This is a genomic window from Bacteroides cellulosilyticus (assembly GCF_020091405.1).
Classification (GTDB): Bacteria; Bacteroidota; Bacteroidia; order Bacteroidales; family Bacteroidaceae; genus Bacteroides.
On the sequence record NZ_CP081903.1, the window covers coordinates 4,943,997 to 4,963,939 of the forward strand.

Here is a 19,943-nt window from a genome sequence, read left to right on the forward strand (position 1 = left end):
GATTCGGATATGAAAAAGATAACAAACTTACTATACGTGCTGGCTGTATTGATGCTGGTATCATGTAACGACTTCCTGGATAAGTCGCCCAAATATGCCGTTGATCCTGAAACAACCGTGACCGATGATGTGGCCGTGGCACTGACAAACGCTTGCTACAAGGCGCTTCAGTCTTCCAATCTCTACAATCAGCGTATGTGGTCGCTGGATATCGTTGCGGGCAACAGTCTGGTAGGTGCAGGCGGTGGTACGGACGGTCTGGAAACCATACAGGCATCCAACTTTATCACGCAGAGTGATAATGGGATGGCTCTGTATATGTGGCGTTCTCCGTGGGTAGGCATCGGGCAGTGCAACATTGTGCTGACCAGTCTTCCGCAGGCCGAAGCCGTATCGGAAAGCATAAAGAACCGTTGTATGGGTGAGGCATATTTCCTTCGTGCCCATTACTATTATATTTTAGCCCGTTTGTATGGCGGCGTTCCTTTGCGTCTGGAACCTTATACTCCGGGTGGATCTACTGCAATAGCACGCACTACGTTGGATCAGACTTATGAGCAGATCATTTCGGACTGTAAGAATGCAGTCGATTTGCTTCCGGCGAAAGCGGAATATAATGAAGAAGAAAAAGGACGTGCCTGTAAGGATGCCGCCCTTGCCATGCTGGCGGATATCTACCTGACACTGGCTCCCAACCATACGAGCTATTATGAAGATGTGGTGGAACTGTGCAATGAGATTACGAACCTGGGTTACGACCTTTCCACCTGCAAGTATGAAAACAACTTCGATGCTACCATCAATAACGGTCCTGAATCTTTGTTTGAGGTGCAGTATTCCGGAAGTACGGAATATGATTTCTGGGGAACGGACGGGCAGTCTTCCTGGCTTTCCACTTTCATGGGCCCCCGTAACTCGGACTTTGTTGCAGGCAGCTACGGCTGGAACCAGCCTACGGAGGAATTTGTGAGCCAGTATGAAGAAGGTGACAAACGGAAGGAGCTGACGGTTCTTTATGCAGGTTGTCCGGACTTCGACGGGAAGACTTACAAGAGTTCTTATTCCAATACCGGATATAACGTGCGCAAATTTCTGGTGTCCAAGACTATTTCGCCGGAATACAATACGAACCCCAATAACTTTGTTGTGTACCGCTATGCGGATGTCTTGCTGAAGAAGGCGGAAGCGCTGAATGAAATGGGACAACCGGGGCAGGCTGCCACCCCCCTGAATATAGTTCGCAAACGTGCCGGATTGCCTGAAGTTTCGGGCCTGTCGCAGGAGGCGATGCGTGAGAAGATTATTCACGAGCGGCGCATGGAACTGGCTTTCGAAGGACATCGCTGGTTCGATATGATCCGCGTCAATAATGGAGAGTATGCCATCCGCTTCCTGCAATCCATCGGGAAGAACAGTGTGAACAAGAATCGCCTGTTGTTCCCCATTCCGCAGACGGAAATGGATGCGAATATACTGATGACACAGAATCCGGGTTATTAATCACTTAAATCAGAAGAAGAATATGAAAAGATATATCTCACATCTAGTATTTGCATTGCTGGGTTGCATGGCATTGTCTGCATGCGTGGACAATGACTATATGGAACTGGACAAGGGGCACAATGAACTGGCGCTTTCCACCAGCAACACGGAAGTCGTTTTGGACGAACAGGCGCATGGCGATGATGCCCTGGAACTTTCCTGGACAACGGGCACGAATTATGGTACGGGAAATAAGATTTCCTATACACTGGAACTAGCCAAGGCGGGCAGTAATTTTACCGCTCCTTATGTGGCTTTGGAAAATGGCGTGCAGGAATATACCTGGAAGAAGAGCGTGGAGGAATTGAATAACATCCTTCGTGAGCATTTCGGTGCGGAAGCTACTGAAAACATCTCTCTGGAAGCACGCCTGACAGCCAAAGTAACGGATCGGGAAGAGACGCAGGTAGCCACCACCTCTTTTAGTGTCACTGCCTACAAACCGTTGACTTCCACTCTTTACCTGATAGGTGATGCCACTCCCGGCGGTTGGAGTGCGGACGATGCAACGGAAATGACCCGGAAAGACAATGGTATCTTTACATGGACGGGAAAAATGACTGCGGGTTCCTTCAAGTTTATCACTACGCCGGGGTCTTTCTTGCCGTCGTACAACAAAGGAACTGACGGAAAGCTGGTGCTTCGTACCAGTGCCGATCAGCCGGACGAACCGTTTACGATTGAAGAAGAGTTCAACTATGTTGTTGAAGCGAATCTGTTTACCGGTGTTGTCACTCTGACTCAGACCGAGAACCTCAGACCGGCTTACGATCAGCTTTATTTCGTTGGAGGTATGAACGACTGGGGATTTGTGCCGATGAAAAAGGATGTGCTCGATCCGTTCCTGTTCCGCTATGCCCGTTTGTTCGATGCAGGCCAGGGCGGGGAATTCAAGTTCGGAACTTCGGAAGGAAGCTGGGAGAGCATGTATAAGGCAAAGAATGCCGACGCCGCTTACACCGATACGGAAATGGTATTTGTGAAAGGGTTCGATCCTGACAATAAATGGGTGCTGAAAGATGCCGAGTGCGGTAAGGCCTATAAGATATGTGTCGATATCCGTGCAGGGAAAGAGCGTATGATGATGAGTGAATTTGTTCCTTATGAGATGATTTATATGGTAGGGGATGCTACGCCTGCGGGATGGAGCATTGGAGATGCCACGCCGATGCAGGCCACGGATAATCCGTATGTATTTACCTGGCAAGGTGTACTGAATGTGGGTGAGTTGAAGCTGACCTGTGATAAGAAAGATGACTGGAACGGTGCCTGGTTTATGCCGACCGTAGCCGACCGGCAGCCTTCGGGCGAGACGGAACCGATGTTGTTCCTGGATAAGGCCAGCGATGCTTTCAAAGCCCAATATCCGGATGTAATGATTGGAGGCATCGACCTGAAATGGAAGATCACGACGGCAGGTTCTTATAAGATTACCCTGAATCAACTGGAAGAGACGATTTCGATTGTGAAATAGCTACAAGCTACTAGCTACGAGCTACAAGTGCCTTTCGGCATGATAGCCGGGTTATTAGCCCACGAGTACAGCGTAGTAACTTGTAGCTCGTAGCTAATTAATAATTCAATAGGATGAAATATATAGTTTATGCAATGGCTGCCACGTTCTTTTTGGCTTCATGCAGCAAAGACAATGATGAAACCGGCGGTGGTAACGGTGGTGGAGGAGAAACAGGAGGAGTGACTGATGTCACTCCCGTTACCTCCGATTTGACTGTGAACCTGACCACTGACAAGGCTTGCTACCGACCGGGTGAAACCGTTTCCTTCACAGCCGATGCCCTGCCTGCGGGAGCGAAGGTACGTTACCGCACCTTGAACCAGGTAATCTCCGAACAGGCAGCCGCAGGCAGTTCCTGGACGTGGACTGTCCCTGCAACGGATTTCACCGGATATCTGGCGGACGTTTATCGCACTAAAGAAGACGGTACGGAAATCATTCTCGGTACTATTGCCGTCGATGTATCCAGCGACTGGACCCGCTTCCCGCGTTATGGCTTTGTCGCCACCTTCGACGCTTCTAAAACGGAAAGTAAAATTCAGGAGGAAATGGCTTTTCTGAACCGTTGCCATATCAATGGTGTACAGTTTCAGGACTGGCACAACAAGCACCACTGGCCGCTGGGCGGTACGCGCGAACATCTCGATGCAGTATATAAAGATATCGCCAACCGGGATATCTATACACAGTCGGTAAAGGATTATATCCGCATCCAGCACTCGTATGGAATGAAGGCGATGTTCTATAATCTTTGTTTCGGTGCGCTCGATGATGCAGCCGGTGACGGTGTGAAAGAAGAGTGGTACATCTTTAAAGGCACAGGACATACGGATAAGGATGCCCATACGTTGCCCGACAGTTGGAAGAGCAATATCTATCTGCTCGATCCGGGTAATGCCGAATGGCAGGCATATATTGCCCAACGCAACGATGATGTCTATGCCAGTCTTGACTTTGACGGCTATCAGATAGACCAGTTGGGCAACCGTGGCGACCGCTATGATTACAGGGGGAATAAGGTGAATCTGCCTAAGACTTATGTTTCGTTTATTGAAGCTATGAAGGGGAAACATCCTGATAAACGACTGGTGATGAATGCAGTAAGTAGCTACGGGGCATCCCAGATTGCAGGTACGGGCAAAGTCGACTTCCTGTATAATGAAGTTTGGGGGGATGAAGCTGATTTCACGGACTTATATACGATCCTGAAAGCGAACCATCAGTACGGAAATCAGGCACTGAAGACGGTGTTTGCGGCTTATATGAATTATGAGAAGGGTTCCGGCGAGTTCAATATGCCGGGAATCTTGCTGACGGATGCGGTGATGTTTGCCCTTGGCGGTTCCCATCTGGAACTGGGAGGCGACCACATGCTGTGCAGCGAATATTTCCCGAATACCCGTTTGCAGATGAGTGATGCCTTGAAGACGGCCATTGTGCGCTATTATGACTTTATGACCGCTTATCAGAATCTTCTTCGCGATGGCGGGGAGGAGGAGAAGGTAACGCTGGTATGTACGGATGCAAGCAAGAATCTGAATCTGAACACTTGGCCGCCACAGAAGTCAGCCATAACTTCTTTTGCCAGAAGGGTGGGTGGTAAGCAGGTGGTTCATCTGCTGAACTTCCTGAGTGCAAACAGCCTGTGTTGGAGAGATCTGAACGGGACAATGCCCGAACCACGGTTGGTGACTAAAGTGCCCTTGAAGCTGAATGTTGCGGGGAAAGTGAGCAAAGTATGGGTGGCTACTCCCGACACCCATGCCGGAGCCTCGCAGGAACTGGCTTTCGAACAGAAAGACGGAGCGATAACCTTTACGCTTCCTTCATTGAAATACTGGACGATGATTGTGATAGAATAAAGCTGTTAATGGAGTGGATTTAAGACTGGTGTGGATAAATTTCCCTAACCCCAGAAATCCGAATTTCCACACCCCGCGAAACCAAAATTTCGCTACCCCATACACCGAGGCTTTCACCACCCCATGAAAGCATAGGGGTGCGGAAGGGCTACAAGCTACGAGCTACAAGTAGCTGCGCTATGTTCCGAAAGGTACTTGTAGCTTGTAGCCTGTAGCTCGTAACTGATTAACAATAAAGAATGTAAACCATGAAAATATACATATATCTATTAGTAGTATTGTGTTTCCTGTCTCCGTATTCATATAGCGGAAATGTAACGGGAAACTGTATTTCCTATTCCAAGGAAGGGAGAAACGTTACCTTCCACCTGAGCGATAGTTCAGCGGTGCAATTGCAACTGTGCAGCCCTTCCGTGGTGCGTGTCTGGTTTTCACCGGACGGGAAACTGCAACGGGGAACCCCTTCTTTTGCAGTCATCAATGAAGAACTGGAAGATGTGGGCACCGTTCAGGTGGACGAGCAGAATGCCTGTTATGAGATGTTCACGCCCAAACTCCGCATCCGGGTGAATAAAGCCCCGTTCAGCTTGCAGATATTCGACAAGTATCAGAAACTCCTGTTCAGCGATTATGCAGATAAAGGGCATGTCTGCGAAGGAACCCGCAAAGTGGAATACAAGACCCTCCGCCGGGACGAACACTTCTTCGGTCTGGGCGAGAAGACCGGCAAACTGGACCGCCGTGGTGAATCTTATAAGATGTGGAACAGCGATAAACCCTGTTACAGCGTTGTAGAAGATCCCCTGTACAAGAGTATCCCTTTCTTTATGAGTAGTTATCGTTATGGTATATTTCTGGATAACACCTATAAGACAGAATTCAAATTCGGTACCGAGAGCCGCGATTATTACAGCTTTGAAGCTCCCGGTGGAGAGATGATTTACTATTTTATCTTTGGTAAGGATTACAAGGAAATCATGAAGCAGTATGTCGCATTGACCGGACAACCCATCATGCCTCCGAAGTGGGCACTGGGCTTTGCACAATGCCGCGGCCTGCTGACCACCGAGAAGCTCTCTTATGAAATAGCCGAAGGATACCGCAAGCGTGGTATTCCTTGCGACATCATCTATCAGGACATCGGCTGGACACAATACCTACAGGACTTCAACTGGCGGAAAGAAAACTATCAGAACCCGAAGAAGATGCTTGCCGACTTGAAAGGGATGGGCTTCAAGGTGATTGTTTCGCAAGACCCTGTCATCTCCCAGGCCAACAGGAAGCAATGGGAAGAAGCGGATCGCCTCGGCTATCTGGTGAAAGACTCCACCACGGGCAGAAGCTATGACATGCCCTGGCCCTGGGGTGGCAACTGCGGTGTGGTGGACTTTACCATTCCCGAAGTGGCGGACTGGTGGGGAGCCTATCAGCAGAAACCGATAGATGACGGCATTGCCGGCTTCTGGACGGATATGGGCGAACCTGCCTGGAGCAATGAAGAACAAACGGAACGTCTTGTCATGAAGCACCACCTCGGTATGCACGATGAAATTCATAACGTGTATGGTCTGACTTGGGACAAGGTGGTAAAGGAACAGTTTGAGAAACGGAATCCGGATCTTCGTGTCTTCCAGATGACACGCGCCGCCTATGCAGGATTACAGCGTTACACCTTCGGCTGGACCGGAGATTGCGGCAATGGAGATGATGTGCTGCAAGGCTGGGGACAGATGGCTAATCAGATCCCGGTACTTTTATCTGCCGGACTGGGTGTGATTCCTTTCGTGGCATGTGACATTTCAGGTTATTGCGGGGATATTGAAGATTATCCCGCCATGGCGGAACTTTATACCCGTTGGGTACAGTTGGGAGCGTTCAATCCTCTGAGCCGTATTCACCATGAAGGAGATGTGGCGGTAGAACCGTGGCTCTTTGGGGAAGAAGCGGAGAAGAACGTTAAAGCTGCCATAGAAATGAAGTATCGCTTGCTGCCTTATATTTATACTTATGCCCGCGAAGCGCATGAAACGGGTTTGCCGATTATGCGCCCCATGTTTATGGAATATCCGGCAGATTTGGAAACGGTCTCTACGGATGCACAATTTATGTTTGGCAGCGAATTGCTGGTGGCTCCGGTGGTGAAGAAGGGGGCAACTAATAAGAATGTTTATCTGCCCGAAGGTATCTGGATTGATTATAATGACAAGCGCACGGAATATAGCGGCGAACAGTGGACTACGGCAAATGCTCCGCTGAATACCATTCCTATGTTTGTGCGTAAAGGAAGTATCATCCCTCAGATGCCTGTGATGAATTATACGGATGAGAAGCCCGTTTATCCGATTACATTTGAGGTATTTCCGGCTGCGGCGGGCGGTGAAACGTCTTTCTCCCTGTATGAAGATGCAGGAACTGATCTGGGATATCAGCGTGGAGAATTTATGCGTACTCCTGTATCTTGCCGGACAACGGAAAAGGGATATGTGCTCGAAGTCGGGGAAAGGGCGGGAGAGAAGTATGCCCTTCCGGGAGAACGCAACCTGATGTTTTGCATTTATACCAGTCAGATGCCGAAGGAAGCGCTTATTGACGGACAAAAAGTAAGGAAGATGAAAGCGGAAAAACTGAATGAAGGGATGGAAACGGAGTTCAAGGTTACCGCATGGTGTCCGGATAAGAAACAGAATCTTTGTATGTTGAGATTGCCGGATGACGGGGTGAAACACACGATTGAATTTATTTATTAAACCATATTCCGCATGCTGTTATACGCTGATAGTGTGTATAGGGTAGCATGCGAAACTTAAATTATAAAATAGTATAGTTATGAGAAAGTTAATGCTTAGTACAATTTGTCTTCTTTTTGCCTTAGTGGGGAAAGCCGAAGGAGTGTCGTCTCCTTCGGGCCAGGTGAAGCTGGATTTCGGATTATCAAAGAATGGCGCTCCGACCTATCAGGTGGAGTATAAAGGGAAATCCGTGATTAACCCCAGCACCTTGGGACTGGAATTGAAGAATTCCGATAATCTGCTGGACGGTTTTGAAGTCCTGAAAGCTTCTACCTCTACCTTCGACGAAACCTGGCAACCGGTGTGGGGAGAGACGAAAGATATTCGTAATCACTACAACGAATTGCTGGTTGAATTGAAACAACCCGTCACGGATCGTTATATGAACCTTCGTTTTCGTGTATATGATGATGGTGTAGGATTCCGCTATGAGTTTCCGCAACAGAAGAATCTGGTTTACTTCGTGATTAAGGACGAACATACCCAGTTCGCTATGACGGGCGATCATACCTCCTGGTGGATTCCCGGTGATTACGATACTCAGGAATATGATTATACGGAATCCAAACTTTCGGAAATTCGTGGTTTCATGCAGGGAGCCATTACTGATAATGCGTCACAAAACCAGTTTTCACCGACAGGTGTACAGACTTCCCTCCAGATGAAAACGGCTGACGGAATCTATCTCAATCTCCATGAAGCCGCTTTGGTGGATTATTCGTGTATGCACCTGAATCTGGATGATAAGAACCTTATCTTTGAATCTTGGCTGACGCCGGATGCACAGGGCGATAAAGGGTATATGCAGTCACCTTGTCACACTCCGTGGCGTACGGTGATAGTCAGTGATGATGCCCGTGAAATGCTGGCTTCCAATCTGATACTGAATCTGAATGATCCCTGCAAATATGAAGATACATCCTGGATTAAGCCTGTGAAGTATGTAGGCGTATGGTGGGAAATGATTGCGGCAGGCAAGCCGTGGGCTTATACATTTGATCTCCCTTCCGTAAAACTGGATGAAACGGATTATACGAAAGTGAAACCGAACGGCATTCACCCCGCCAATACGGAGAATGTAAAGAAGTACATTGATTTTGCTGCGGAGCATGGTTTCGACCAGGTATTGGTAGAAGGCTGGAATACCGGTTGGGAAGACTGGTTCGGCAACAGCAAGGATTATGTTTTCGACTTTCTCACTCCATACCCTGATTTTGACATCAAATACCTGAATGAGTATGCTCACTCCAAAGGTGTCAAACTGATGATGCATCATGAGACATCGGCTTCCGCACGCAACTACGAACGCCACATGGAGGCTGCCTATGACTTGATGAACCAATACGGTTACAATTCCGTGAAAAGCGGTTATGTGGGCAATATCATTCCACGCGGTGAATATCATTATGGGCAGTGGATGAACAACCATTACCTGTATGCCGTGACCGAAGCTGCCAAGCATAAAATTATGGTGAATGCCCACGAGGCTGTACGGCCTACTGGTTTGTGCCGTACGTATCCGAACCTGATAGGAAATGAATCTGCCCGTGGCACGGAATATGAAGCTTTCGGAGGCAGCAAGCCTTTCCACACGACCGTTCTTCCTTTCACCCGTCTGCAAGGCGGACCGATGGATTATACGCCGGGTGTCTTTGAAATGGATATGAATAAACTGAATCCGAATAGTCACGCTCATGTAAACTCTACATTGGCGCGTCAGTTGGCACTCTACGTCACGATGTACAGCCCCCTGCAAATGGCAGCCGATCTGCCTGAGAACTATGAACGCTTTATGGATGCTTTCCAGTTCATTAAAGATGTGGCTCTGGACTGGGATGACAGCCGATACCTGGAAGCAGAACCGGGACGCTATATCACGGCTGCCCGCAAGGCGAAAGGTACGAATGATTGGTTTATAGGTTGTACCAGCAGTGAGCAGGGGCATGCTTCTACTCTGAAACTGGATTTTCTGGATGCTGATAAACAGTATATAGCTACTGTTTATGCGGACGCAAAGGATGCTGATTATAAAACGAATCCGCAGGCTTACGTAATCCGTAAAGGGATTGTTTCTCCTAAGACCGTGCTGAAATTGAAAGCGGCTCCGGGTGGTGGTTACGCTATTAGCATTATGGAGGTGAAAGATAAATCTGCAGTAAAGGGATTGAAAACACTAAAGGTTGCTCAATAAAGTTGCTTTGCTTGTCAAGTGCATAATTACAGAACATTAACAGAATGGGAGGGCTTTAGCTTTCCCATTTTTATTGTGTGCTGCGCACACAATAAAAAAAGGAGTACCGCTGTACTCCAATCTTTGTTAACCTTAAATCTAATACTATGAAAAACACAGTGCAAAGGTACGGATATTCTGCGTATTTCCAAATGATTAGGCCAATATAAGTGTTTTTATAACACTAATTAAAAGATAGACATTATTTCTTTACTTTTTTTCAAGGTTTTATTCGTTAATACGCTCTTTTATCTTTCCCCAGGCGTGTGTATCGAACAGGCAACTTTCGCGCATGGTGTGATACATTTCTTTGAAGCGGGACATGGGAATAGTGAAGCTCAACAGATTGGCTTCAAAGTGGGGACGCACGGACGGATCGAAGAAGCCGAGGAAACAGCGCTTACCATCTTTTTGGTTTTCGAGAACAGTGAGGGTTACAACGGAACTGCAACCGGAACCGAAAGGAGTAGCTACGGTATCGAATGCATTCGTATCATAAAAAGCCCACGTGGTAAGTCCTGACAGGATATCAGGCGTAGCAAGGAACAGCAAACCCTCTACATCATCGAAAGAAGCAAGTTTATCTATCCGGGCAAAATGCAGATAGGCCTTTTCCGTACGCGGTACCTGGATTTGCTTTATGAAATCTGTTACCATTTCAGGAGTCTTTTTGTACTTCTCTTTCAAAGATACGAAGTTAGGTACGTGTATAGGCATTTCCGTGAAACCGGTGTAGAATTTTCCGCCGCCACATCCTATGACGTCGCTGTTCAGGCTGATGGTTTTACCTTCCCTTACCTGTTGCAGGCCCTTGAAGAAGCAACCGCCAATTTTTTCTGTTTCGCTTTCCTGTTTATCGGAGTACCAGAAGGCGATGGGAAGTTCGGCGCGTTCACCAAATGCTTCCCGATAATTAGTCATAAAAGTATGTATATCCATGATAACAGAGTTTTGGTTTGGAAGTAAAGATAACAATTGATTGCCGGATTATTGAGGATTTTACTTATTTTTGCATAGAAAACTATAATTCCATATTGATTATGAAAGCACGTATTTCCTGTTTCTTTCTACTTGTTTTTTTCTTTGTGCAGATGGTGAAAGGAGAAGATGACACTTTGTGGCAACTTCATGCCTCTGATATAAATGCTCCTTATGTAGGCGCCCCTATGGCGAATGGCGGAATCGGCATTCTTCCCTGGAAAGAACCTTTCTCTGTGCGGCAGGTGATACTGAATCATGTGTTCGATACGGACGGCCCTCAGGGGGTAAGCCGTGTGTTGAAAGGAATCAATCCTTTCCAGATGTCGATGGATGTCGATGGAAAAGAGGTGAATACGGAATGTATCACAAACTGGAAACAGTGTGTTGATATGAAAGAAGCAACTCATAACAGTAGTTTCCGGGCAGCCGGGAAAGTTGATGTGGATTATAGCATTTGCGCTTTAAGAAATATGCCTTATGCGGGGCTTATCCGTGTGGATGTAAAAGCTCTGTCCGATGTATCCCTGAAAGTTGCTGCCCGGATGGATATTCCCCAAGAATACAGTCAGCCGACACAGCGCTTCCGGAAAATGAGGGCGGATGATACACAAATGTATATGCTGCAATCTTATGCTGTATCTGCTCATCGGCAACAAAAAGTTTCCGCTTCTTCCGCTTTTATTTTTAATAAAGGAGAAGCGCAGGAGCCTCTTTATGATGAAGTGACTAAAGAGATGTCTTTTGTGTTGAATCTGAAGAAAGGAGAGCAGATGTCTTTTGCCTTGGTGGGTTCGGTATGCTCCGCCCGTGACTTTAGCGATCCGTATAATGAGGCTGAACGGCAGGTGATTTATGCTATTCATGAAGGTACAACTTCACTGATGACCGCACATCGTAGTCTTTGGAATGAATTGTGGGAAAGCGATATCCTGATAGAAGGGGATGACGAAGCACAACGGGCGGTTCGGTTTGCACTTTTCAACCTTTATTCTTCTTGCAGAGAAGGAAGCGGATTGAGCATCTCGCCCATGGGACTTTCTTCGCAAGGTTACAATGGACATATATTCTGGGATTCGGAACTTTGGATGTTTCCCCCGATGCTGTTGCTGAATAAGGGAATTGCCGAATCTATGATCGATTATCGTATTGACCGCTTGATGGCTGCCCGCAAGAAAGCAATGGCATACGGCTTCAAGGGAGCTATGTTTCCCTGGGAGAGTGATGATTACGGGGAAGAATCAACTCCTACTTTTGCTTTGACAGGCCCTCTGGAACATCATATCACTGCGGACATCAGTATTGCCTGCTGGAATTATTATTGCCTTACCCGTGACGGACAGTGGCTACGGGCGAAAGCATTTCCGCTGATGAAAGCGGTTGCTGACTTTTGGGTAAGCCGTGTGACGCGTAATGATGACGGTTCTTATTCCATTTGCAATGTAGTGGGAGCCGATGAATATGCAAATGGGGTGGATGATAATGCTTTCACGAACGGTGCGGCTATCCGGGCTTTGGAATATGCTTGTGAGGCGGCAAAGATATGTAATGAGCCTGTTCCGGAAATATGGGAAGAAGTGGGCAAGAACATCCGTATTCTTCGTTTTAAAGATGGAATCACTCGTGAGCATGCCACATACAACGGTGAGATGATAAAACAGGCTGATGTGAATTTATTGGGATATCCATTGTATTTTGTCGGGGATGCTGAATGGCAAAAGAAGGATATGGAATATTATGTTGATAAGATTGATCCGCAGAATGGTCCGGCCATGTCTTATTCCGTATTCTGTGTGCAGTATGCCCGGATGGGGGATGCGAAGCGTGCCTATGAGATGTTCTGTCGTTGCTATCAGCCGAACTTGCGTGCTCCTTTCGGTGTATTGGCGGAAACACCCACCAGTGATAATCCTTACTTTATGACGGGAGCAGGCGGATTACTGCAAGCTGTTATAAATGGTTTCTGTGGATTACAGATAACGGATGGCGGTGTGGAGCAATTATCTTCCGTACTTCCTGCACATTGGAAAAAGGTTACGGTGAAAGGAGTAGGACCGGAGAAAAAGATGTATGTACGTGAGAGGTAAGAAACGTACGGGCATAAAAAAAAAGGAGTACCGCTGTACTCCAACCTTTGTTAACCTTAAATCTAATACTATGAAAAACACAGTACAAAGATACGTACTTTCGGGATAACAGCAAATTATCCAAATAAAAAAGCATGTTCTATAACATTAATTAAAAACATAGACTTGATCTTATATCTTTGTTAACCTTTAGCCTCCTGATACATAAACCGTTTAATAGATTTTTTGGCTGTCTTTTCAAACTCCTCAAAATGTATCTTCACCTTTGATATCTGGCAATAAGCCGGTAATTGCTGATTGAGTTCGTTACGGTTAGCTTCCATCATACGCTCTACATCTGTTTGTTGCAGTCCATTGGCAAATGCATCGTCAAAGTCCGGATAAATCAGTGCTACCAGTTTTTCTTTTTGCAACACAATGAGTGACTCGGAAACGTAAGGCATATTATTCAGTTTGCTTTCAATCTCTTCCGGATAGATGTTTTGTCCGCTGGAAGTGAGCAACATATTCTTGCTGCGCCCGCGCACAGTTACATAACCTTCTGCATCCATTGTGCCTAAATCGCCTGTATGCAGCCAGCCATTTACGTCAATGATTTGTGACGTTGCTTCCTGGTTCTTATAATATCCCAGCATCAGGTTGGTACCTCGACAAATGATTTCTCCCGCCATCTTCTCCGGATCAGACGAATCTATCTTCACTTCCATGCGTGTGGTTGCCTTACCGCATGATGCCAGCTTCAGGGTTTCCCAGCGGCTGGAACAGATGATTGGACCACATTCTGTCATACCGTAAGCGATGGTGTAGGGGAAGCCTATCTGTTTGAGGAAGCGCTCGACTTCTGCATTGAACGGGGCTCCACCGATGATTATTTCATCGAAGTTACCGCCGAATATTTCCATTGCTTCTTTGCGGGCGAGGGCTCTGATCTTGTCATTGATGATAGGAAGACGAAGCAGCAACTTACCTATTTTATTATCTACACGGGGCAGAATATTCTTCTTGATAATCTTTTCTACAATCAGAGGCACGCATGAGATGACGCGTGGTTTGATTTCAGCGAAAGACTGTGCGATAATTTTAGGAGTCGGCATGCGAGTGAGGAAGTAGAGGTGTGCCCCGGCTGAAAAACCGTAAAGGAAATCGTAAGTCATTCCGAACACATGTCCCATAGGAAGCATGGCAACCATATTATCGCCCGATTTCACCGGAAGCATCTCATGGCAGTAATTTACGTTGGACCAAAGGCTGCGATAGGGGAGCATAACACCTTTGGAATATCCGGTAGTACCCGAAGTATAATTAATGATGGCAAGTTCTTCCGGTTCATCCTTCCGATAACAGATGTGTTCGGGACGGAAGTTTTTAGGATAGCGTTGTCCGTAGAGAGTATTGCGGTGCTCGAAAGCTTCCATCAATCGTTTGTCGCGACAGACTACAGGGGTGAATTCCGTCATCAGAATAACGCCCAGCAATTGCGGCATGGCGTCTTCATTCAGGTTTTCCCACACCTGGTCTCCCACAAAAAGCAGTCTGGCTTCTGAGTGATTGACGATATTATGTATATTATCCGCTTTAAATTCGTGAAGGATAGGCACAATAACAGCTCCATAAGTGATGGTTGCCAGGAAAGTAACTGCCCAGTGTGCGCTGTTACGACCGCAGACGGCAATTTTATCACCCGGCTGGATACCGGCACTTTCCAGTACAATATGGAATTTTGCAATCTTGCGAGCCACGTCTTTATATTGGAGAGTAGCACCTTTGTAGTCAGTCAAGGCGTTTAAGTTCCAGTTCCGAATGATGCTTTGTTCAATGTAATCAATGAAGTGTTGTTCCTGTTTCATCTGTTAAATTTGCACACTTTAGTTAAAACTGCGCAAATATAGAGCTAAATGTGATGTCGTGCAAGTTTATATATTTATTCTTTGGTGGGAGGCGAAAGAAAAAGAAAAAATAACCAATTGTACTTTCTTTTGCATCAAGGCAAAAGAAAGATACCAAAGAAAAAAACAAGGCTGCACTTCCGGGGCTACTCCGAAAGTATTTTCAGCTAAAGGGCAGGAACTCGCTTCGCTCAAACAGCCTACCCTTCTTAACGTTGAAAATACTTTCTACGCTTAACGCCCCTACAGTGAGGCCGGGAGACCATTCGGCGTGAATGGGGAAATATTACGTGATTTTGTATCACATAGGTGCTTCACAGTCTTGTGCGCACAATGCTTTATTGCGCAGCACTCTACCGCGCAGCCTTCGGGCATAGGCGTAGGTGCGTCAGGCGGAGATATTATCAGGCGCAGGTAAGGGGCGATTTGTCTGAGCGTAGCGAGTTCAAGCCCCGTCTGCGCTTAATCACTACTCTTCTTATCCGAAATCAGCAACAGCTTATCCCCCAAATGCAATTTCAGTGATCCGTTCGGTATCAGGAACTCCGTGCCTCGTTTCACAATCATTACGAGTGCCCCATTAGGCAGGGTTATATCCTTCAGGGTATCGCCTTCTTCCAGCATCTCCGTGGTAACGGTCATATCACTGAGGTCACTGTCTATTTCTTCGGGCAATTCCACACCGAATTCATTACCGGTCTTCTCCAACGGAGTAGAAAGTTTCAGCAAACGGGCGGCCAAGGAAACAGTAGTACCTTGGATAACGAGAGAAACAATCGTGATAAAGAATACGATATTGAAGATCACATCGGCACCCGGTACTTGCGCTACTACCGGATAAGTGGCGAAGATGATAGGCACTGCACCACGCAAACCTACCCAGGAAACAAAAAGTCGCGAACGGTTTGTGATCTTCTTGCCGAAAGGTAGCAAACAGAGGAAGACACTGAGCGGACGACCAATAACAATCATAAATACACCGATAAGCGTTGCTACCAAAGCAATATCGAGTAATTCGTGAGGATTTACCAACAAACCGAGGCAAAGGAACATGATGATTTGGAACAGCCAGGTTAATCCATCCATGAAAGTATAAATCTCTTTGCGATGCATTATCTTGTTGTTACCTACCATAATACCGGCAATGTAAACAGCGAGGTAACCATTTCCTTTCAGAAGATCGGTAATGGCGAAAGTGAAAAATACAAATGCAAGCAGAAGGATGGGATAAAGAGCCTGATTATCAATATTAAGCTTGTTCAGCATGAGGATGGCAAGTTTGCCGAGAAGGTATCCGGCAGCTGCACCTACTATGAATTGGATAACGAACGAACCGAAGATACCTCCAATACCCATTCCACCGGATTGTATGAACTGTATCAGCACAATGGTAAGCATGTATGCCATCGGGTCATTACTACCACTTTCAAGCTCCAGCATGGGGCGAAGATTGTGTTTCAGATTCATTTTCTGCGAACGTAAGATGGCGAATACAGAAGCGGAATCGGTAGATGACATGGTAGAGGCAAGCAGTAGGGATGTAGTGATAGGAAGATAAATATTTGACCAACTCATGCCAGCAATCCACCAGATGAAAAATCCCGTAAAGACGGCAGTAAGCAGTACGCCGAATGTGGAGAGGACAATACCCGGAACAAGAATCGGTTTAATTTCGCTGAATTTAGTATCCATACCGCCGGAAAACAAAATAACGCTAAGAGCAACCATACCAATAAATTGTGCTTCTTTAGCGTTATGAAACTGTAGTCCGAAACCATCGCTACCGAAAATCATGCCGACGACAAGGAATAGTAACAGGGCAGGGACTCCGAATCGATAGCCAGTCTTGCCGACAATAATACTAATGAAAAGTAAGATAGAACCAATTAAAAGAATGTTTTCTGCTGTAAAAATCATAAATTTAGGTATTATTTAAGTTGTTTATTCAAGGATTTAGTTATCGCAAAGCGAAGTTACACCTATTTCTAAACAATTGCAAGGTGTAAAATGTTCAGATTGGTGCGGAAAGGAATGAAGTTACGAGCTACAGGCTACAAGCTACAAGTAGCTGCGCTATGTTCCGAAAGGCACTTGTAGCTTGTAGCCTGTAGCTCGTAACTGATTCATAACCCGACAATAATGAACATAATCCAAATCTTGATTCGTATTATTAGTCTATTATTGAATTATTTTTCTCCTATTGGGAAAAAGTTTTTCTCCAGTAGGAGAAAAAATCCATTAATACCACTTTGTCTTTTAGATGTTACCTAATTGAATTTCAGTACAAACATGGTTTCCTTTCCGGGATGCAGGGAAAGACTGCCACCTGACAGCCGCATAATTTGACGGGAAATACTCAATCCGATGCCGCTGCCACCTTCTTTTGTGGTGAAGAAAGGTATGAAAATGTGTTCTGCTACTTCAGGAGGAATAGTAGGACCGTTATTGGACACTTCGATGAGTACGGCTTCATTTTCATTACAATAAGCGTGTAAGGTGATGATGCCTTCCGGAATTCCTGCCGCCTCGATGGCCTGAATGGCATTTTTCAATAAGTTGATGAATACCTGTGAGATAAGGTTTTCATCTGCATAAAGAATAAGGTCATCCGGAGTGATGTGGGAGTGGAAATTGATATGTGAATCAGGATATTGATGCCGTGCCAATTCCACCATGCGATTGATAAAACCTTTGACGTAGAACAAGGAAGGTTCCGGTTTGGGGATACGGGTGGAACGGTGGTAATTTTCTACAAAAGAGAGAAGTCCTTTGCCCGTAGTGCTGATGGTGTGCAGGCCATTGCGGATTTCGTCAGCAGTTTCTTTGTCGGAAGAGATGGATTCACTTTTCGTTTTTAATTCTTCGCTTCCTTGTATCAGTGTCAGCAATGTGTCGCTCAGTGAAGTGATGGGAGTGACGGAATTCATAATTTCATGTGTCAGTACACGGGTCAGGCGTATCCAAGAGTCGATTTCCTTTTCGTCCAGTTCGTTATTGATATCATTCAGGGCAAGGATGCGGAAATGCTCTTGACGGATGGTTATGTCGGAGACGCGGATGGAGAGATTGACTGTGCCGCGTTCGTTGGACAGACGGGTTTGCAACTTATCTCCGGGGCGGCAATGGGTGAAAAGTTCCATAAGGTTTACATCAATACGGCTAAGTTGGCTGACATGGGTGAAGACTTCCAGCCCTAACAGGCGGAGGGCTTCATTATTTTTTTGGTAAACAGCACCTGTATCGTTCAGTACTAGGATACCGGTATTGATGCAGTCGAGAATGAGTTCGTAATACTTTTCCTGTTGTGCCGTTTCACTTTTTACATTATATAATATAGAAGCAACGCGGTTCAGGGCCTGGTTTACAATACGGTTGTCCGGAATATCTTCGTGTTCGGAGAAATGGATGGATGCATCGTTGTTTTCAATGGCATCGAGCAGAAACAGGACTTTCTGCGTATGCCGACGATACAGTTTCCATTGCCAGCACAGACTCGTCAACAGCAGCAAGGAAGAGATGACGATCCATAGAAGGTCTTTATAAATAATGGATACCGTAACAGCTCCCGCCAGCAGGAGAGAGATGACGATACGGAAAAGGTAGCGGTCGGTGATGTATCGGTAGTAATGTTTCATAATCCGAACTTTTTCATTTTGTTATAGAGAGTCTGCCGGGTGATGCCGAGTTGTGCGGCAACAGCGGATAGATTGCCGTTACAGGTATCCAGAGCTTTCTGTATCATTTTCCGTTCCATTTCTTCAAGGGTGGCTGCTTCTGTACCGGCATTGCTTCCGGTGCGTGAGGTTTCGGGACGCTTAGGCAACTGAAACAGTTCCGCCGGCAGTTCGTTACCGTCGCAGATAATGACTGCTTTCTCTATGGCATGCTCCAGTTCGCGGATATTTCCGTACCAGGTGTGTGTGTGCAATTTGGTACAGGCAGCATCGGAAAGCCGTAATAATGCTTTGTCATATTGCTTGCAGAAGCGCGTTATAAAGCGTTCGGCAAGAGGAAGAATGTCTTCCGGCCGTTCGCGCAAAGGCGGAATTTCAAGATGGATAGTATTGATGCGGTAAAGCAAGTCTTCACGGAATTCATTGCGTTGTACCATCTCGTTCAGGTTGCGGTTGGTGGCACAAATCAGACGGATGTCGACAGCAATAGGCTGGTTGCTGCCTACACGGACAATATTGCGGCGTTGCAATACGGTCAGTAGTTTGGCTTGCAGGTGATAGGGTAAATTGCCGATTTCATCGAGAAACAGTGTGCTATGGTCTGCAGTTTCGAACTTACCGGGACGGTCAGCGTATGCATCTGTGAAAGAGCCTTTTGTATGCCCGAAAAGCTCGCTTTCAAAGAGGCTTTCGGTGATGGCTCCCATGTCTACAGCAACCATTTCCTTCGTACGGCGGGAAGAAAGTGCATGAATTTCACGTGCCAGCATCTCTTTTCCCGTACCGTTTTCTCCGGTGATAAGGATATTTGCATTGGTTATGGCGACTTTCTCCACCAGTGAGCGCAGTTGCTGCATGATGGGACTTTCTCCCCAATACATGGCAGGGGTTACGGGCGAGGCATTTTTTCCGTTATTCTTATTATAAATGGCTTGGGCTGCATTCAGTAAGGTTTCCACCAGCTTTTGATTATCCCATGGCTTGACAATAAAGTCTGTAGCCCCTTCTTTAATGCCACGCACGGCAAGATCAATATCTCCATAAGCAGTGAAAAGAACCACAGGCAAGGAGGGACGAAGGCGTTTGATCTCCTGCAACCAGAATAATCCTTCGTTTCCGGTATTGATGCCTGATGTAAAGTTCATGTCAAGTAACACCACCGATGGAGTTTCTTCACGCAACACAGAGGTAAGTGTGACAGGTGAAGTGAGCGTGATGATCTTTTCGAAATGGGGTTTCAACAGCAGTTGCACGGCGGTGAGCACACCGCGGTTATCATCGACAATGAGGATATTTCCAGGCTTTTTCATACGAGAGTTTCTTTTGAGGGAGTAAAGATAATGCAAATTGAAGGTATAACTTTCATGCTTGCATGAAAA

The 19,943-nt window shown here is 46.4% G+C and carries 11 protein-coding genes; 6 read left to right on the top strand and 5 right to left on the bottom strand.

Annotated elements, in window-relative coordinates; genetic code table 11:
* Positions 1 to 9: 9 nt before the first annotated feature.
* The 5 genes from K6V21_RS18675 (at position 10) to K6V21_RS18695 (ending at position 9,900) form a co-directional block, all read left to right on the top strand.
* A complete protein-coding gene (locus K6V21_RS18675) occupies positions 10 to 1,500 on the top strand; it encodes a RagB/SusD family nutrient uptake outer membrane protein (protein WP_224319512.1) in 1,491 nt (496 codons plus the stop codon).
* Positions 1,501 to 1,522: 22 nt separating this feature from the next.
* A complete protein-coding gene (locus tag K6V21_RS18680) occupies positions 1,523 to 3,016 on the top strand; it encodes a SusF/SusE family outer membrane protein (protein WP_224319513.1) in 1,494 nt (497 codons plus the stop codon).
* A gap of 113 nt (positions 3,017 to 3,129) precedes the next feature.
* Positions 3,130 to 4,920 carry a glycoside hydrolase family 66 protein gene (locus tag K6V21_RS18685; RefSeq protein WP_224319514.1) on the top strand — a complete coding sequence of 597 codons (1,791 nt, stop codon included), beginning with the start codon at positions 3,130 to 3,132 and terminating at the stop codon, positions 4,918 to 4,920.
* Positions 4,921 to 5,168: 248 nt separating this feature from the next.
* The gene (locus K6V21_RS18690; protein WP_224319515.1) at positions 5,169 to 7,667 is read left to right on the top strand and encodes a glycoside hydrolase family 31 protein; all 2,499 of its coding nucleotides are present in this window, start codon (positions 5,169 to 5,171) and stop codon (positions 7,665 to 7,667) included.
* 79 nt (positions 7,668 to 7,746) lie between these two features.
* Positions 7,747 to 9,900 (top strand): glycoside hydrolase family 97 protein, encoded by a 2,154-nt coding sequence (locus K6V21_RS18695; protein WP_224319516.1) that lies wholly within the window; start codon positions 7,747 to 7,749, stop codon positions 9,898 to 9,900.
* 267 nt (positions 9,901 to 10,167) lie between these two features.
* Here K6V21_RS18695 and K6V21_RS18700 read toward each other — a convergent pair whose 3' ends face one another.
* Complete coding sequence (locus K6V21_RS18700) at positions 10,168 to 10,878, bottom strand: DUF169 domain-containing protein (protein WP_224319517.1); 711 nt, start codon at positions 10,876 to 10,878, stop codon at positions 10,168 to 10,170.
* A gap of 101 nt (positions 10,879 to 10,979) precedes the next feature.
* Between K6V21_RS18700 and K6V21_RS18705 the strand changes: the two genes are divergently transcribed.
* Positions 10,980 to 13,004, top strand: a complete 2,025-nt coding sequence (locus K6V21_RS18705) for a glycosyl hydrolase family 95 catalytic domain-containing protein (protein ID WP_224319518.1) — start codon at positions 10,980 to 10,982, stop codon at positions 13,002 to 13,004.
* Positions 13,005 to 13,186: 182 nt separating this feature from the next.
* Here K6V21_RS18705 and K6V21_RS18710 read toward each other — a convergent pair whose 3' ends face one another.
* From K6V21_RS18710 to K6V21_RS18725, 4 genes are all read right to left on the bottom strand, one after another.
* Complete coding sequence (locus tag K6V21_RS18710) at positions 13,187 to 14,851, bottom strand: long-chain fatty acid--CoA ligase (RefSeq protein ID WP_224319519.1); 1,665 nt, start codon at positions 14,849 to 14,851, stop codon at positions 13,187 to 13,189.
* Positions 14,852 to 15,352: 501 nt separating this feature from the next.
* Positions 15,353 to 16,807 carry a potassium/proton antiporter gene (locus K6V21_RS18715; protein ID WP_217713130.1) on the bottom strand — a complete coding sequence of 485 codons (1,455 nt, stop codon included), beginning with the start codon at positions 16,805 to 16,807 and terminating at the stop codon, positions 15,353 to 15,355.
* Positions 16,808 to 17,157: 350 nt separating this feature from the next.
* Complete coding sequence (locus K6V21_RS18720; RefSeq protein WP_224319520.1) at positions 17,158 to 18,525, bottom strand: sensor histidine kinase; 1,368 nt, start codon at positions 18,523 to 18,525, stop codon at positions 17,158 to 17,160.
* The gene (locus K6V21_RS18725; protein WP_224319521.1) at positions 18,522 to 19,874 is read right to left on the bottom strand and encodes a sigma-54-dependent transcriptional regulator; all 1,353 of its coding nucleotides are present in this window, start codon (positions 19,872 to 19,874) and stop codon (positions 18,522 to 18,524) included. The genes K6V21_RS18720 and K6V21_RS18725 overlap by 4 nt, the downstream gene beginning before the upstream one ends.
* Between the last annotated feature and the right edge of the window lie 69 nt (positions 19,875 to 19,943).

Coding starts and splice junctions, on each gene's coding strand:
- K6V21_RS18675 (WP_224319512.1), top strand. CDS start 10: ATGAAAAAGATAACAAACTTACTATACGTGCTGGCTGTATTGATGCTG.
- K6V21_RS18680 (WP_224319513.1), top strand. CDS start 1,523: ATGAAAAGATATATCTCACATCTAGTATTTGCATTGCTGGGTTGCATG.
- K6V21_RS18685 (WP_224319514.1), top strand. CDS start 3,130: ATGAAATATATAGTTTATGCAATGGCTGCCACGTTCTTTTTGGCTTCA.
- K6V21_RS18690 (WP_224319515.1), top strand. CDS start 5,169: ATGAAAATATACATATATCTATTAGTAGTATTGTGTTTCCTGTCTCCG.
- K6V21_RS18695 (WP_224319516.1), top strand. CDS start 7,747: ATGAGAAAGTTAATGCTTAGTACAATTTGTCTTCTTTTTGCCTTAGTG.
- K6V21_RS18700 (WP_224319517.1), bottom strand. CDS start 10,878: ATGGATATACATACTTTTATGACTAATTATCGGGAAGCATTTGGTGAA.
- K6V21_RS18705 (WP_224319518.1), top strand. CDS start 10,980: ATGAAAGCACGTATTTCCTGTTTCTTTCTACTTGTTTTTTTCTTTGTG.
- K6V21_RS18710 (WP_224319519.1), bottom strand. CDS start 14,851: ATGAAACAGGAACAACACTTCATTGATTACATTGAACAAAGCATCATT.
- K6V21_RS18715 (WP_217713130.1), bottom strand. CDS start 16,807: ATGATTTTTACAGCAGAAAACATTCTTTTAATTGGTTCTATCTTACTT.
- K6V21_RS18720 (WP_224319520.1), bottom strand. CDS start 18,525: ATGAAACATTACTACCGATACATCACCGACCGCTACCTTTTCCGTATC.
- K6V21_RS18725 (WP_224319521.1), bottom strand. CDS start 19,874: ATGAAAAAGCCTGGAAATATCCTCATTGTCGATGATAACCGCGGTGTG.